This window comes from Thaumasiovibrio subtropicus, from assembly GCF_019703835.1.
Classification (GTDB): Bacteria; Pseudomonadota; Gammaproteobacteria; order Enterobacterales; family Vibrionaceae; genus Thaumasiovibrio; species Thaumasiovibrio subtropicus.
The window spans coordinates 1543380-1560694 of record NZ_AP023055.1 but is presented as its reverse complement, the minus strand read 5'-3'; the positions used below and the strand labels follow the sequence as shown (position 1 = coordinate 1560694).

The following is a 17315-nucleotide window of genomic DNA, read 5'->3' as shown; positions in this document are numbered from 1 at the left end:
TAAGGAAACACCATGAAACCAACGTTTTTAGCCCGTGTATTGAGTGGCTTAGTTCTGACTTCTGGCTTTGTTCACGCCGAGGCGACGCAACCGAACATTCTTTACATCATGTCTGATGATCACGCCGTGCAAGCGCTGAGTGCCTATGGTCATCCTATCTCTCAACTCGCGCCGACACCGAACATCGACCGCATCGCCCAAAATGGTGCGCTGTTTACTCGCTCTTATGTCACGAATTCACTCTGTGGCCCGAGCCGCGCGGCGATGCTAACGGGTAAATTTGGTCATGAGAATGGCTTTATGTTCAATGGCCAAGTCTTTGATGGTACACAGCCAAACTGGCCGAATACGTTACAACGCAATGGCTATACCACCGCGATGATCGGGAAATGGCACATTAACCGTATCCCGAATGGGTTTGAGTTCGATCACTGGGATATTTTGAATGATCAAGGTGAGTACTATAACCCTGACTTTATCACGCCCGATGGGGTGACGATGGAGATGGGGTATACCACGGATCTGATCACCGAGAAGACCTTAACTTGGTTAGACGAGACCCGCGACAAATCGAAACCCTTTGCGCTGCTGATGCACCATAAAGCGCCGCATCGCAATTGGATGCCTGCGCCACGTCATACCCAATTGTTCGAAGAGGTAGTCTTCCCACTTCCCGACAATTTCCACGACAGCTATGCGGGGCGAAAAGCCGCCGCCAATCAGTCGATGACTATCGCCCATCACACCCAAGAAGGGCACGATCTAAAAATGACGGTGGCGAAAGGCGAAGACGAATGGCGCGAAGACATCTGGCCGCATCTATTGGCGCGTCTTACTGACGAGCAGCGTGAGGCATGGGATGCGGCCTATCGTGATCGCAATGACTATATGAATGCCAATGAAGCGGCGTGGAGCGATGTGGAGATGGCAGAGTGGAAGTACCAACGCTACATGCAAGATTATCTCGCGACCATAGTGGCGGTGGATGAAAGTGTCGGTGCCGTGTTGGATTATCTTGAAGAGGCGGATCTGCTGGAAAACACCTTGGTGGTTTATACCTCGGACCAAGGGTTCTTCTTGGGGGAGCATGGCTTTTATGACAAACGCTTCATGTATGAAGAGTCTTTCTCCACCCCGCTAGTGATGCAGCTACCGGGTGTCATTGCGCCGGGTACCGAGGTGGATGCCTTGGTGCAAAATATCGATTACGCCCCAACTTTCTTACAGTTGGCGGGTATGGCAGTGCCAGAGGCGATACATGGTCGCTCTCTTTTACCATTGCTAACCGAAGCGGAACCACATGACGCCTCAATAGAAGGGAAAGCCGCGTCGACAGACGGTTGGCGAGATGCCCTTTACTACCACTACTACGAGTATCCGGGTTTCCACGATGTGGCGCGACATTATGGTGTGTTTGATGGTCGTTATAAACTGATCCACTTCTACAACCCGGGCGATGACTGGGAGTTTTATGATTTGGAGACCGATCCCTCTGAAATGCATAATGCGATCAACGATCCCCAGTATCACCAAGAGGTGGCAAGGCTCAGAGCGCGCTTAGCCGCATTACAACAAGAATACCGAGTCGCCCCGATTGAAACATGGCGAGACGCGCCGTTAGAGCGTGTGCCTAACCCCTCTTTGGAATCGCTGTTTCCCGAGAGTTTTCAATAAATATGTTGAGTGATTACCGTGCTTCTTATCGCGTGATCACTTGAGTATATATGAGCAGCGCCTTTGCCGTTTTATCCAATAAAATCTGTCCGTTAAGAGGTCTGAAACAGATGCAATTACCCCTACAACATTTCTCAATAAAAAAGTGTCTCCTTGCGACTGCGATCACCACGGTATTCCTCGCGGGATGTGGTTCCAGTGGCAGTGGCGATGGTGCGCCACCGCCTTCTGGCGATTGGCCAAAAGCGGATGTCACACTCAGTGATTGGCAAACGAACCTTGGCGAGGTGTCGCGTGTTGCAAGCGCTAAGTTAGCAGGCAGCTACGCACTGGCGGATACCCAGCAGTTAGACATTGAAATTCGCGACATTCGCCAAACACTGCAACATAAGATCAGTGGCAGTGACATCGTGGCTTTGCTTCCTGATATGGCACTCAACCATGAGCATGCCCTTTGTGCGATGACCTTTACCCCATCTGGCCGCTTCCTCTATTTGGCGGTGTGTGATGGGGAAAGCGGTGATGATGCGATTTTGGCGTATAACACCAATACGGAAACCCTCAGCGTCTTTGATCGTCTATCGCTTGGTGATGGCAAGCTCGGGATGCACTACTACAAATCGCAGCTCTATGTCGGCGCACAAGATGGTGTTTATCGCATTGAGGCAGATAGAAATGCGGTTTATGCGCAAAACGACAACGTGAGTAAGACGCGCATTGCCCTCCCTGAACAGGTGGTCGATATCGCCCTAGATACGGAGGCGGAAACCTTCTATTTCGCTACCGAATCGGGCATCTATCGCCATCGCGTCGGTACCAATAATGCCAGCCGTGTTTATAGCGCAACGGGGATAGAAGGGGTGGCATTTAGCCGCATTTATGGTCAACAAAGTGCCGCAGGTCTGTATATCGCCCAAGCGGTAGAAGGCAACACAGGTCTGTCTCATGTGGCGGTCGATAAGTTACGCCAAAATGGCAACCTTACGCCTCAGCGCTATAGCTTGGCAGAGGGCGAATGGCAGAGCTTTTCACTGACGGCTGATGGCAGCTTGTTGTTCAGTGATGGTGCGCCGTATCAAATGCGCGAGAATGGCGATCAACGCTTAGGGTTTGAGGCGTGGATGGCGCAAGAGCTGTCTCACTATGTGAAGGCGATTAAGGGGTTAATTGCCTCTGACATCACCGGAAACAGTGATGCCCCTGAAGGGTTTTTGATCCGTAAGTTGCAAAACAACAATCCCAATACGCTGCCTATCGCCGATAATGTCGGCTGGGCAATGTACCTGTTGATGATTGCCGACCAAGTGAATCCCGACCCTGAAATCGAGCCCTTGATTGAGTTGCTGATGCAGCGTCATGCGGGGTTGCACCCAGATGGATTAGGTGGCGTGAAAAGTGTCGATGGGCACTTTGTGCGTAACTATGAAGGGGGCGGATCTGGAATGCCAAACCTAAGTAGTCCGCAAATGCAGGTCTACATCAGTATGAAGTTCTTGCCTGCGGCGTATAAGGCCGCCGAGATGTACCCAGACAACGCCAATATTCAGCAATATCTTAGCTACTTACAGCAAGTGATTCAGCGCTCGGGAGACGTAGTTCGTGCCGAGCAGCGGATTACATGGGAGTCGGATGATTTTGGCCCTAAACGTATGAATCATCTAATGACGAACGAGACTTGGCTATTCGGTGAACTGGCTGCGGCACAAGACCCGAATGCCACCTCGAACTATGCCAACTTTACCTATCATCGCGAAGACTTTCGTTACGACGATTACCTTAACGGCGAGCCGGTGATTCGTGCTGACAACGCCGCCTTTATCGTCATGGGTGCGCCGTTAATCTTGGATCATCACTTCTCAGATTCAGGCTGGTCAACGATGAGCCACAACTACTATGCGTTGACGCAGTCTGTGACGGATGATGAAGGTTTCCCGTATCTTGCCGCGTTCTCTGCTGGCAATAACCCCTTCAATCCGGATTCAAACGGCAATTACTACAATGATGGACCGTCAGACCACCCTGGTAATTTTATCCATTTCCCTGCGGTATTGGGTTTCGGGCAACTGGGTAAGCTGGATGCGGTTGTTGGGGGGTATCACGCGTATCGCGATGGTCGCCGTCAGTTGATGCAAAGTAATGGCTACAAAGACATTGAGATGTTATCGCGCTGGTCGATGGATCACCCTGAGTATGAGATTGATGGAATAGGTATTGCTGATTTTTGGTTCGGCGGTGTAGGACTTGCAGAGTCGATTCAGCCCGGTGTGACACAGCAGTTTCGAAATGCGTTTTACCTCCCTGACGTGATGGTGGCACAGAACACACAGGGTCATCAGGTGGTCACTTTCTCGGCGATAACGCCCCGTTTAGTTACCGGGATCCGTGCGGATGGTGAACGTGATGTCTTCGGCTATCAGCTTTCGCCTTACACCTTGCCAACCGACACACAGTTCAGTGAGTTTGAGATTAGCGATCCAACGGATGAATGGGTATGGCTCGATGATGTGGTTGGTTTACTCGAAAACGGCAGCGGGCGATTTGAAAATCCCAATTTCATAACCGATACCCGAGGTTGGGTGGAATCAGACGTTGAAGTAAGCATGGTATCAGGACTGAAGGGACAAGCAGCACGCTTATCGCCAAACGGTGCCGAAGGCAGCTTACATCAAGCGGTGAAATTGGATGTCGATGCCGACGGGACAGAGTTCATCGTTGGCGGCTATGTGCGGCCTGAATCGGCGGGCGCTGGCTATTTGCGGGTGAGTTGGTCTGCGAATGGACAGCGAGGTCCAGAGACGCTGAGTCGTCATTTCCAGAGCAGTGATACCGCGGTCAGTGACTATCATGACCGTGTTGGCGAAGGTCGATATCTGTCTGTGCGAACGCAGAAACCAGCGGGTAAGGACTATCTGCACATAGAGTATGTGGTCGAGGGTGATACATCGACCCGTGTGGTAGTGGATAACACCAGCTTACAGCGTATTGGCGCGTCACAGCATGTCGTGAACGGTGATTTTGAAAGTGGTGAGAGTCATTGGCAGTTGAGTGGCGGTGCGATGATTACGTCGGCAGTGGATGAGGTTATTGAAGGCATGCAATCGCTGAAAATGACCACCTCTGGCGGTGAATCTCAGGCCGAAGCCCGCTATGACTTTGATATCGCGGATGATCCTGATGGCACCCGTTACATCTTCAAGATGCGAGTGGGTGACAGAGCCTTGGCTGGGGCAAAGTTTGCGGTGCATTTTATCTATGGCGAGGATACCTACCATCACACTTGCCGCACAGGCAACAGTTTTCAAGACTGGTGTGACGTGACCTTTATTGATGATCAATCACCGGACGAAATCACCTTTACGATGCGAAAGCGCCCTGGAGAGAGCCGTTTCCGTTTGTGGCTGTTGATGGATCAGCTGTCTGGCGACATTGCGCCTCAGTATGTCGTGTTGGATGATGTGCGTTTGTATAAGCAACAACTGTTCGATATCAATCATTGCGATGGCGGTATTACGGGCTGTTAGCGCCGGGTACGACCGTGATGTTGAATGTTAAAGAGCCGCCACGTGCGGCTCTTTTTCGTTGTGTCAGATAGCGCGACAAAATCGCGCTATTTCAATCAGTTACTCGATTGGTTAAAGAAACGTTTCTATTTGGTTTTACTGTCGAGGTGGAAATGCTACAAATCTGCTATATCAAAGGGTTGGGCACTATTCTGGGGTGCCTTTCGCGTGATTTCGACGTGAAAGATGGACAAATAACGCGGCATCTGCACTGAAATTCGATAATAGATAGTGGATTTAGCTCACACCTTAGTGGAATGTATGCCTAAAAAGTGTGACCAAAGTACATAAACAGATATGCTCGGTTGACGAATATGGGGTTGATTCTTACTATGCGTAGAAACGTTTCAATAAGCACATATTTTAGCGAAGAGTACGGTGTATGGCTCAGGTCAAGCTGCAAAATATCAATAAAGTCTACAAGAATGGTTTCCATGCTGTCCGTGATTTCTGTCTGGACATCAAGGAAGGTGAGTTCATGGTGCTGGTTGGCCCATCGGGCTGTGCCAAGTCTACTACGCTACGCATGATTGCCGGGCTAGAAAGTATTTCAAGTGGTGAACTGCACATTGGTGACAAACTCTGTAATGACGCGGCACCCAAAGATCGCGGTATCGCGATGGTGTTTCAGAACTACGCCCTTTACCCACATATGACGGTGCGCCAAAACTTGGCATTTGGTCTTGAAACGCGCAAGAAACCCAAAGATGTCATTGAGCGTCGTGTCAACGAAGCCGCCGAGCTCCTTGAGATTACCGATTTGCTCGATCGCAAGCCGGGTCAAATGTCGGGCGGTCAGTGCCAGCGTGTCGCGCTTGGCCGTGCCATGGTCCGCAAACCTGAAGTGTTTCTTTTCGATGAGCCGCTATCAAACCTTGATGCCAAGCTACGTGTGTCGATGCGTATGCGTATTAGCCGTCTTCATGAGCAGCTTAAAGCCGATGGCCGTCCTGCCACTATGGTGTATGTCACCCATGATCAAGTGGAAGCCATGACGATGGGAGACCGTATCTGTGTGATGAACAAAGGTGAAATCATGCAGGTCGATACGCCGCTGAATCTGTACCACAAACCCGCCAATCGTTTTGTTGCCGAGTTTATTGGTTCGCCAAACATGAACATCATGGAAGGCATGTTAAGCCAAAACGATAACGGTGAACTGGCGGTGGTACTGGGTAAGCATCGCGTCGCATTGCCGGCGAGCATGCAGGCGGGTTTGGTCAACTATGTAGGTAAGCCGATTGCATTTGGTCTGCGCCCAGAACATATCGATATTCTTGATGAGCAAACGGGTCTCGATGCCACCATTACTGAGGTGGAAGAGATGGGACCCGAAGCCTTTGTTCATCTCAACTTCCACGGTTACTCGCTGATCTGTAAGCGGGTTAATCCTGAATCGCCACTGCGTCGAAACAGTGAGCATCAAATCAGTTTCAATATGGATAAATGCCATATCTTTGACAAGGAAACGGGACTCAATATTTCGCTTCCTACTTGCTAATACGTTCATATTTTAGAATTTTAACAGGTTGTATTTTTAACATGATTCACTCTATTTCCGATTCATATCATCACGTGTCCAACGGTCACTTGACGCTGGCATTTTCTGAAAACAACGTATTACAGAGCATCCGCGCAAACTCTGTAATGGTGAACCTCTACGAGCCAAGTGAGTTTGAATATGCATTGTCAAACGTCTACTTGCGTACCAAGAGTAGTGAAGGTATCGCATTTACTCCGCTAATCTCTTTTAACGACAACTTGCGCACTTTCCGCAATGAAGCGGGTCAGGTTGGTTGGGTGACAGAAACCCACGCATTCCGTGCAACGGTGATGATCAGCCTAGCGGCAGATCTGAATGCCGTTTACTACACCACTAAAGTTGAAAACCTGATCGACAACGACTTCAGTTATGACCTCGTGTTTGGTCAAGACCTTGCCCTTGCGGATGAAGGTGGCGTGAAGAGTAACGAGTGCTACGTCAGCCAGTATCTTGATCATCAAGTTTTCAACACGGAAGAAACGGGCTATGTCGTCTGCTCTCGTCAAAACTTGCCGCAAAGCACGGGTAACCCATGTACTCAGGTGGGTACTTTAACGGACAAAGTGGTGGGCTTCTCTACCGATGGCTACCAGTTCTTTGGCAAAGATTTCCGATTTGACCCAACGCCAGCGGTATTGTCGCAACCTAACCTAGCCAATGAGCGTTTCCAATTCGAGATGGGTTATGTTGCCCTACAAACTGAAACGCAAACGTTGACCGCAGGCCAAAGCTCAGATGCTGTTTTCTACATTCACTTTGCGGATAACTTAGCGGGTTCAAACGTCACAGAAGCCGCGGATAATGCGCCACTTCAAGCCGCTTATGTCGCCCCTGAGATGGCAATCGCGAGCGAGCAACGCCTTCCCGCGTTTTTCTTGAACGCCGAGAATGTATTGCTAGGTGAGAGCCTGAGCGATGACGATGTCACTGCGCTGTTTGGTGAAACACGCCGCTTTGCAGAAAAAGACGGTGAGCAACTGCTTTCTTTCTTCTACGGAGAAGAGAACTCAGATAGCCGCTACGTGACCTTGGCAGAGAAAGAGCGTTTACTGGAGCGTTCAACGGGACACATGATCTCATCGGGCAATAACCAGAACTTTGTGAATGGTGTGATGAGCTCAACCCACGGCATGTATGGCGTGTTCAACTCGCACGTTGTGGTTGGCAATACCTCGTTCAACAAGCTTCTGGGTGTTGATCGCACGTCTCTGAACCTGTTCCGTTTTAGTGGTCAGCGCATTTGGGTGAAAGAGGGCGATGATTTCCGCGTTCTAACCATGCCTTCTGCTTTTGAAACGGGGCTGAACTTCTCGCGTTGGTTCTACAAATACAACGGCGGCATGATCAAGGTAACCAGCTTCAGTGCCAACGATGTTGCCACCGTTCAGTTGGATATCGAAACCGAAAATCTGCCAACACTGGACGTCGTGGTGACAAACCAACTGCTGATGGGCAACAACGAGCGTGATGCGCTGGTGTCTGTTGAGCGTGATGGTGAACACCTGACCGTGCGTGGTGATTTCTCACTCATGACGGAGTCTTACCCAACACTGCATTACTCGCTACTGGCAGATAGCGCGCTAGCTGAAGTGTCTATGGTACAGGCGGGAGATAAGCCACGTTACCTGATGTTTACGGGTTCGATTGCCAAGAAAGCCAGCCTCACCATGACAGGTGTCATTGACGAAACTGTGGCTCAAAAAGCGCAGAAAATTGATTTTGACACAGAAGTAAACCTCTACCACAAAGGGCAAAGTGCGCTTACAAATCACTTCAATGTGAGTTTTGAAAACGACGCTTACAACGCACAGAAGCTGAACGAAACCATGCAATGGTTCACGCATAACGCCTTAGTGCACTATGCCACGCCACATGGCCTAGAGCAGTACTCTGGTGCCGCATGGGGGACGCGTGATGTGTCGCAAGGTCCATTTGAACTCTTTATGTCGATGCAGCGTTATGATCGTGTGGTGGATCTCCTGAAAACCATCTATAGCCACCAGCACATTGAAACCGGTACGTGGCCGCAGTGGTTCATGTTCGATAAGTACGCAAAAATCCAGCAAGAAGACTGCCACGGCGACATCGTTGTTTGGCCATTGAAAGCGATTGCGGATTACTTGACGGCAACGGGCGATCTGAGCGTATTGGATATTGAAGTCCCTTACACCAGCATTGAAGATGGCTTCGCGTTCACGTCAGAGAGCTATACCGTATTTGCGCACGTTGAACGCCAGATCAAGCACATCATCGATAACCTGATTCCGGGGACGTCGCTCTCTTGCTATGGCGATGGTGACTGGGATGACACGCTACAGCCTGCAAACCAAGCCCTGCGTGAGAACATGGTGAGTGGTTGGACAATCCCGCTGACCCTGCAATCGCTGAAAACCATGGCGAATGCCCTTCAAGGTGAGCCTCGTTTTGCGCCTTTTGTTTCGCAAATCACCGAGCTTGCGACCAATATGGAAGCGGATTACCACAAGTTACTGATTAAAGATGGTGTCATTGCTGGTTTCATTCACTTAGCGAACAAAGATGTTGAGCAGGTTGAATACCTTCTGCACCCATCCGATGAAAAAACCGGCATTAAATACCGTTTACTGCCAGCCTCTCGCTCTATCATCTCCGAAACGTTTAACAAAGAGATGGCAGAGAGCCACATGGCGATCATTGAGGAGAACTTGGTTCACCCTGATGGCGTGCGATTGATGGAAAAAATGGCCGAATACAATGGCGGTAAGCAAAGCTACTTCAAGCGTGCTGAGCTGGCTGCCAACCTCGGTCGTGAAGTCGGTCTGCAATATTGCCACGCTCATATCCGCTTCATTGAAGCGCTTTGTAAGATGGGTAAAGCGGATCAAGTACTTGAAAACTTGTACAAAATCGTCCCACTTGGCATTCAGGAATGTGTACCGAATGCAGAGATTCGCCAATCGAACGCCTACTTCTCAAGTTCGGATGGCAAGTTCAACGATCGCTATGAAGCGTACCGTGACTTCGACAAGTTGAAGCAAGGTGAGGTAGCCGTGAAAGGTGGCTGGCGTATCTACTCGAGTGGCCCTGGCATCTACATTAACCAAGTGATCAGCAGTGTGTTTGGCTTGCGTTTTGATAACGAAGCGCTGGTTGTGGACCCAGTACTGGCAACATCGCTGGGTACGTCAACACTCGATTTTGCGGTTCACGGTAAACCATGCCGTTTTGAGATTCGTCCTGAGCAGGGTGCACATACACCTAAGCGTATGACGATTAACGGAAATGAGGTTGAGTTTGCAGTGACTGAGAATGCATATCGTACTGGTGGCGCACTGGTCGAGAAAGCGGTATTGGATGCAAACTTGGTTGCAGAATCTAACCACATTGTTGTCTGGCTGTAAGTAACTCTGCACGCTTGTGAACATCGCAAGCGTGCAGTCTTCCGGCAAGTGGCGTGATTTGTGGGGTCTGTCAGATTCTTGTCTGACGATGAGATAGAAACGTTTTACCTAATCCTCTATACTGACCCGCAATGATTTCCTGTTTTTACGTAATTGCAGGGAATGCAGTGGAATTAATAAGAAATTGAGGGATATGTAGTTTCATGAGGCCTACTATCAAAGATGTTGCAAGGGAAGCCAATGTGTCGATTTCGACCGTCTCCTATGCAATCAACAATAGCGACCGCATCAGCGAGAAAACGCGTAAGCATGTTCTCGAAGTTGCCAAGCGGCTGAACTATTCAGCCAACAGTAACGCAAAGCGTCTACGTCAGAAAAACGTGGGTGCAATTGGTATCTTCTTCAACTCTTGGTTTGGTCCTATCTACAGTGAGTTGGTGCAAGGTATTGAGCGTAAAGTTCACGAAATGGGTTATGACTTGATCGCATGCAGTTTGTTTGGTGGGGCAGATTCTACCGCACACCGCTACATGAAAGATCAGATGATTGATGGGGCAATCATCTTGAGTAACGCCTTTGACGATGAGTTTTTGCGTACTGTGGCATCGAGTGATGTCCCTATTGTGGTGCTTGACCGCGAGATTAAGGCCGACAACATTTACAACATTCTCATTGATAACTTCGGCGGCGCATTTGCGGCGACCAAGAAGTTGATTGGCATGGGGTGTGAAGAGGTTTACTTCTTCGGTGGTCCGGAAGACTCTTACGACAACCAGAAACGTCTGGAAGGTTATATCGCCGCACTTGGCTTCTACAATGTGAAATTTAACAATGACTTAATTGTCCGTTCTGATTTCACAGAAGACGATGCGTACCAGAAAATGAAGACGATGATCGCGGCAGGTAACGTACCAAACGCGATATTCTCAGCAAACGATGAAATGGCGCTTGGTATTCTACGCGCGGCATTAGAAAACAATATTAAAGTGCCTGAGCAGTTAAAAGTGATTGGCTTCGATAATATTCGCGAATCTGAAAGAACGATTCCACCATTAAGTACTGTGACCCACCAGAAATTTGAAATGGGTGCAAAAGCAGTCGAAATATTGTTTAACGCAATGAATGGTGAATCTAAAACTGAGATTGAACCTGTTACCATTTTGCCAACGCATTTGGTAGAGCGCGAGAGTTTTTAAAACGCGACATTAATTCGTTTTCTGACCATCTCTTATTTTTGCCACATCGAAAGGTGTGGCTAATTATCCCAATACATGAGTAGTTAATGTATTTGGCTTCGTGCCCTGGCTTATTTCAAGGATAACGAGATGATATTGAAGTGGATTGTATTATTCTTGGTTGCCGTTAGTTCAACAGCAATTGCAAAAGATAAACTTGAGTTTATGGTTTCATCCGGCGATCAGATGGCGTTTGCCAATGAATGGATAAAACCAGAGTTTGAACGTCGCTATCCCGATGTGGAACTGGTCGTCACCAATGACGGCAACCTAGAAACCCGCATGGCCGCAGGTGACTATCCGAACGTGTATGCCGGTATTTTTGGCTATATGGTGCCGCGTTACGCCAGACTCGGACGCCTTTCTTATTTGGATGACTTTGAGGGCTTTGAGGCGCTGCAAGAAAAGATTGCGCCGCAGTTTATGGCACAAAACTTTGGTCGTCATTACTTCATCCCTTGGCTCGCAACAACACAGATGATGATCTACAACAAAGCGCTGTTTGAAGAAGCAGGGTTAGATCCGAATACGCCGCCTGAAACGTGGGATGAGTTGTTGGTAGCCGCAGAGAAAATCAGCGCATTGCCTGCCCGTAGCAATGGCTCACGCGTCCATGGTATCGCACTATGGAACGATGCCTTGGCCACAGGGGGTTGGTATTGGAACATGCTAGCGCCGCTATACTACAACTTTAATGATGGCGAATATCAACTGCTGAATCGCTGGGGCACGCATCCCGTCTTTGATCAAGAAGAAGCGGGCATGGTGGCGTTCTTTGATACCATGAAGCAAGTGCAACGCTTTGCGCCGCTGACCATGGAGCAGAATTTCTTCTCTCGTACTATTGGTATGTGGCCACAATACGGTGTGTCTTGGAACGCGAACCTACAAGATGCCGCCGATCGTCCTATGGTGATTGGTGAAGATGTTGGCATTGCACCACTGCCTGTGCGTGAGAAGGGGGATATCGCCTACTCAAACCTCGATGGTCGCGCGCTGATGGTCTTTAAAAACACCCGTCATATCGAGCAACGTAGTTGGCAACTGATAGAAATGTTAATGGAGGAGTCGTTCAACTTAAAGGCGTTGAAAGCGTTGCAAAGCTTACCGACATTGGTCTCTTTGCAAGCCCATGAATACTTTCAACAACCTGAGATTCGCCCTTTTGTTAAGCAACTTGAACATGCGGTGATGAATGAGTCGTCGGCGGCGGTCGGTGAAGTGTCATCCATCATTCTTAGTTACTACTCCCAAGCGGTTGTAATGGGAAGAATGACACCTCAAGAGGCGGTGAATGCTGCCGCTGAGGAAGCGAAACAAATCATGAGAAATTAAAACAACACCCGATTTTATGTGCGGTATACGCCTCTTTACTGCCTATACCGCCATGACAAATTTCAAGTTTTAGTGGAACAACACAATGAATATAAGACGTTATTGGGTATCGTACCTATTTATGTTGCCATGGGTGGCATACTTTCTCATCTTTATGCTTTACCCATTCTTTTTATCGTTACAAAATAGTTTTCTCGATATTAATATTTTGAATCCAGAGAATACCCGTTTTGTTGGATTAACTAACTGGATTAATGGGGTTGCAGATCCTTATTTTTGGCGTTCTATCTTTAACGTCTTTTACAACCAGTTAATTTTTATTAGCTTGAGTTTTGTTTGTGCGCTGCTTGCTGCATTAATGTTAAACGAAATAACATTTCTTTCGAGTCTCTTCCGTACGGTCCTATTTATTCCTGTTGTGACGTCCGTGACTGTTGCCATGATTATTTTTGATTTTGTGGCAGCCCCAACCGGTCCTATTCAATCGGCGATGATGAGTATGGACATGTTGGAAGCCCCCATTTTCTGGAAGTTTGAGCAGTGGCTACCTATGCCAGTGCTCGCGGTGTTCAGTGCGTGGAAATGGTTCGGTGTACAGATGATCATCTTCTTAGGTGGTATTGCGAGTATTAACCGCTCATTGCTTGAAGCGGCAGATATCGATGGTGCGGGCTGGTGGCGTAAAGTCACGAAGATCATTTTGCCGCTGATCAAGCCGCAGATTGTTTTTGTCTTGACCATCAACGTTATTAACGGCTTGCAGATGTTTACTGAAGTCTTCATGAACTTCGATTTGAAAGGTGGCCCGCACAATGCGGCGTTAACGCCTGTGCTTCACCTTTACCAAACGGGTTTTGAACAGATGCGTATGGGCGAAGCGTCAACCATTGGCCTACTGCTGGCGATTCTGATCTTTATTCTCACCATGTTGCAGCTCAAATTGACCAAAGGTAAGGAAGACTGATGAACAAGTTTAATAAAGGCAAAGCGCTGATCTACTTCGGTCTTTTGATGGCCAGTGCGATCGTGTTGTATCCCTTCTTTTTCATGATCATTAACTCATTTAAGCCGGGTGCAGAAATCATGCACTCGCCAAACTCGCTTCCTAGCGTGTGGTCGGCGAAAGGCTACATTGAGGTTTTTGATAGCATTAACCTCGGTCGTATCTTCTTCAATACGATTTTCGTTTCTCTCTCTGTCACCTTCTTGAACTGCATTTTGTCTGCCATGGTGGCGTTTGCGATTGCAAAAACCAAGATGCCGGGCCGTCAGGTTTGGTTGCGTTTGATCCTGTCTTCCATGATGGTGCCAGCGATCCTGTTTACCATTCCGGTCTACATGATGATGTACGAATGGGGCTGGGTGAACACCTATCGTGTGCTCATCATTCCGGGTGCAATCAGTGCCTATAACATCTTCTTGCTGTACCAATTTATGACCCAAGTCGATGAAGCTTACCTTGAAGCTGCGCGCATCGATGGTGCCAGTGAGATCCGTATCTTCTTTAAAGTGGTATTGCCTATGATGCGCCCAGCGATGGCGACGGTGGGTATCCTGACCTTTATGGGGGCATGGAATGACTTTATGGGGCCACTGCTATATATCCGTGATGACTCGATGCTGACACTGCAAATGGCGTTGTTTAAGTTCCAGCAAGATATTCCCGCTGGTAACTTGGAGCAAGTGTGGGCGATGACAACCATGATCGCCGTGCCTGTGGTGTTTGTGTTCTTCTTCATGCAGAAGAACTTTATTAAAGCCTTTACCGGTGTGGGAGTGAAGTGATGAGCAATGTTAAAAAAATCGCCTTACTGCTATTGGTCGTGGTAATTGCTTATTGGAGCGCATGGGGCAAAACCTATTTTCTTACTAAGAGCTATTTTGACTATGCGGTCGCTCAAGAAGCGCAAGGTGCTTATGTCGAAGCGCTAAAAGGCATGAATAAACTGGAGCTTCGTATTGAGGAGCCCTACTTAGGTGGCTATCAGCAAGTAATTGAAGCTTGGGATAATACGGCGTTTGGCGTCCGACCGCGCTTCTATTACGAGGCGATGGATGCTCCTGAGCGTTTGTTACCTCAGTTAGATGCAGACACCTTGTATGAGTTTATTGATGTCTATGTGCAGTTGGATGTGCGATATGTACCAGAAGTGGCGCATCTATTAATGAATAAAGCGGCTGAGCAAGGCGATACGGCAGTGGAAGAAGAGATGCGAGATTTTCTCGTCCATGCGTTTCCAGACCATAAACTTGCCCAGTTGTAACCGAGTTGTTTTACCACTTTTAGCCGTCATTCTTGCTTTCGGCGGCGTTTTTTCTTCAGCCTTTACGCCCAGAGATGGGCGTAAAGATCGACTCTTAGGAGCGACGAATGAAACCTATCTATAAAGATGCGACCCAATCTCCCGACATCCGCGTTGCCGACTTACTGAGCCAAATGACGCTCAGCGAAAAAGTAGGCCAGCTTTGCCAAAGTCCAATGTTGGAGTATGGGGTTCACCGTGATAACTATCTCAATGCTGTGCGCGAAGGTCGCTTGGGATCGCGTATCTTAGCCGATACCGCATGGGCGGGTAATGCGCCCGGTGAAACCGTGTCACCTAAGCAGCTCAATGAGATTCAGCGTGCTGCCGTGGAAGAGAGCCGTTTGGGGATCCCGGTGATTGTTGCTCGCGATGTAATTTATGGGCAGCAGACAGTGTTACCCATTCCATTAGCGCAAGCGGCGTCTTTCAACCCAGCGCAAATTGAGAAGGCGTATCGATGCGTGGCTAAAGAAGCGGCGTCGTTAGGGATTCACTGGACGTTTGCACCTATGTTGGATGTGGTGCGCGATCCGCGTTGGGGTCGCGTGATTGAGAGTGGTGGCGAAGATCCCTTGGTTTTAAGTGAGATGGCCAAAGCGGTGGTCAAAGGCTTCCAAGGCGACGATATGGGGAATGCCGACACGCTGGTTGCTTGTGCGAAGCACTTTGTCGGCTACGGCGCCTCTGAAGGGGGACGCGATTACGATACCACGGAAATTTCTGAAAACAGCTTACACAATGTCTATCTGCCGCCCTTTAAAGCGGCGGTGGAAGCAGGTGTGGGGACCTTGATGTCAGGCTTTAATGATTTAGGCGGCACACCTGTATCGGGCAGCCAAGCATTGATCAAAGACTGGCTGAAAACTCAGCACGGTTTTGATGGCATGGTCGTGAGTGATTGGGGCTCCATTTCCGATTTGGCCTATTTCGGTGTGGCAGCCGATGCGAAAGGGGCAGCCAAGCGAGCGATTGAAGCAGGCGTTGATATGGCGATGACCAATGAGGCCTATGAGGGGCACCTTGAAGCCTTAATCGCGGAAGGTGCGTTAGATCAGGCGGTGCTCGATGAGGCGGTGTCACGTGTATTGCTTACCAAGTTCCGAGCTGGACTGTTTGAACGTCCGTATGTCGATGAAGAGGCGCACCTTTCTGTGATGCGTCAGGCCTCGCATTTGGACGAAGCCCGCACGTTGGCTGAGCAAAGTATGGTGCTGCTCAAAAACGACCATCTACTGCCTATTAAAACGACCGAGCAGCCGATGACGATTGCCGTCATTGGCCCGCACGCGCACTCCCAGCGTCAGCACCTTGGGTCATGGTGCCTTGATGGCAAAACCGAAGATGTCACGAGTCTGTATGCAGGGATTCAAGCGTATGTGGAGGCAAATGAGATCAATGTCACGGTGATCACTGAAGAGGCCGCGTTTGCCGATGAAATGGTGGAGTGTGCGCATCGCGCTGACCTCGTTATCTTCTGTAGTGGTGAGAGCCACCGTCGTACGGGTGAGGCGCGGAATGTTGCCGAACTGACACTGCCTGCAGGTCAAGAAGCCATGATTGAGGCAGTCGCTGAGACGGGTAAACCACTGGTCGTGGTGCAGTGTACCGGGCGTCCTTTGCCATCGCCTGCCACAGAGCGTTATGCCAATGCGCTGCTTTATGCGTGGCAGTCAGGCACGGAAACAGGGCATGCCGCAGCACGGTTGCTGTTTGGTGCGGTATCTCCGTCTGGCAAGTTGCCGATAAGCGTTCCGCGCTCCACTGGACAAGTGCCTATTTACTATGCGCGTAAGCCACTCGGTAAGATGCGGGATTTCCAAGATTATCAACCTTATAAAGATCAACGTGATACACCGCTTTATCCGTTTGGTTTTGGCTTGAGCTATGGCGCTTTCGACTATCAAGATCTCAAGCTCGATCGGACGACATTGCAAAGCGATGAGACCTTGTGGGTTGAGGTGACGCTCACCAATAACGGCGAGCAAGCAGCGACAGAAGTGGTGCAGTGTTACAGCCGTCAGCACGTCGCGTCAACGACCCGCCCCCAGCGTGAGTTACGTGCGTTCCAGCGTGTCCATTTAGCGGCGGGCGAGTCTCGTCACGTGTCACTAGAGATTCCGGCGCAGCAGTTTGCCTTCTTTGGCGCTGAAAAAACGGTCGCGTTGGAGAGCTCAGAAATCACAGTGTTCGTGGGTGGCGATAGCAACGCATCACTGAACGCCCGGTTCTTCCTAAACGCTTAAGTGCCTTTGTTTAACGCCTTAACGGCTTATTCATCGGTT

The 17315-nt window shown here is 49.3% G+C and carries 10 protein-coding genes; all 10 read left to right on the top strand.

Annotated features, from left to right (window positions below; translation table 11 throughout):
- Positions 1 to 12 precede the first annotated feature (12 nt).
- The 10 genes from TSUB_RS23265 (at position 13) to TSUB_RS23220 (ending at position 17276) form a co-directional block, all read left to right on the top strand.
- Positions 13 to 1674, top strand: coding sequence for a sulfatase family protein (locus TSUB_RS23265; RefSeq protein ID WP_087019604.1), 1662 nt, complete (start codon positions 13 to 15; stop codon positions 1672 to 1674).
- Between the two features lie 110 nt (positions 1675 to 1784).
- Positions 1785 to 5195 carry a carbohydrate binding domain-containing protein gene (locus TSUB_RS23260; RefSeq protein WP_087019607.1) on the top strand — a complete coding sequence of 1137 codons (3411 nt, stop codon included), beginning with the start codon at positions 1785 to 1787 and terminating at the stop codon, positions 5193 to 5195.
- A gap of 421 nt (positions 5196 to 5616) precedes the next feature.
- A complete protein-coding gene (locus tag TSUB_RS23255; RefSeq protein WP_087019610.1) occupies positions 5617 to 6735 on the top strand; it encodes an ABC transporter ATP-binding protein in 1119 nt (372 codons plus the stop codon).
- A gap of 41 nt (positions 6736 to 6776) precedes the next feature.
- Positions 6777 to 10157 carry a GH36-type glycosyl hydrolase domain-containing protein gene (locus TSUB_RS23250; RefSeq protein WP_087019613.1) on the top strand — a complete coding sequence of 1127 codons (3381 nt, stop codon included), beginning with the start codon at positions 6777 to 6779 and terminating at the stop codon, positions 10155 to 10157.
- A gap of 203 nt (positions 10158 to 10360) precedes the next feature.
- Entirely contained in the window at positions 10361 to 11353 is a 993-nt protein-coding gene (locus TSUB_RS23245; RefSeq protein ID WP_087019616.1) for a LacI family DNA-binding transcriptional regulator, read from the top strand.
- Positions 11354 to 11482: 129 nt separating this feature from the next.
- Positions 11483 to 12727, top strand: coding sequence for an extracellular solute-binding protein (locus TSUB_RS23240; RefSeq protein ID WP_246616487.1), 1245 nt, complete (start codon positions 11483 to 11485; stop codon positions 12725 to 12727).
- 85 nt (positions 12728 to 12812) lie between these two features.
- Entirely contained in the window at positions 12813 to 13691 is an 879-nt protein-coding gene (locus TSUB_RS23235; RefSeq protein ID WP_087019619.1) for a carbohydrate ABC transporter permease, read from the top strand.
- Positions 13691 to 14512 carry a carbohydrate ABC transporter permease gene (locus TSUB_RS23230; RefSeq protein ID WP_087019620.1) on the top strand — a complete coding sequence of 274 codons (822 nt, stop codon included), beginning with the start codon at positions 13691 to 13693 and terminating at the stop codon, positions 14510 to 14512. Before TSUB_RS23235 ends, TSUB_RS23230 begins: the two co-directional genes overlap by 1 nt.
- Complete coding sequence (locus tag TSUB_RS23225; protein ID WP_087019623.1) at positions 14512 to 14991, top strand: hypothetical protein; 480 nt, start codon at positions 14512 to 14514, stop codon at positions 14989 to 14991. Before TSUB_RS23230 ends, TSUB_RS23225 begins: the two co-directional genes overlap by 1 nt.
- Before the next feature lie 107 nt (positions 14992 to 15098).
- Positions 15099 to 17276, top strand: coding sequence for a glycoside hydrolase family 3 N-terminal domain-containing protein (locus TSUB_RS23220; protein WP_087019626.1), 2178 nt, complete (start codon positions 15099 to 15101; stop codon positions 17274 to 17276).
- Positions 17277 to 17315: the final 39 nt, after the last annotated feature.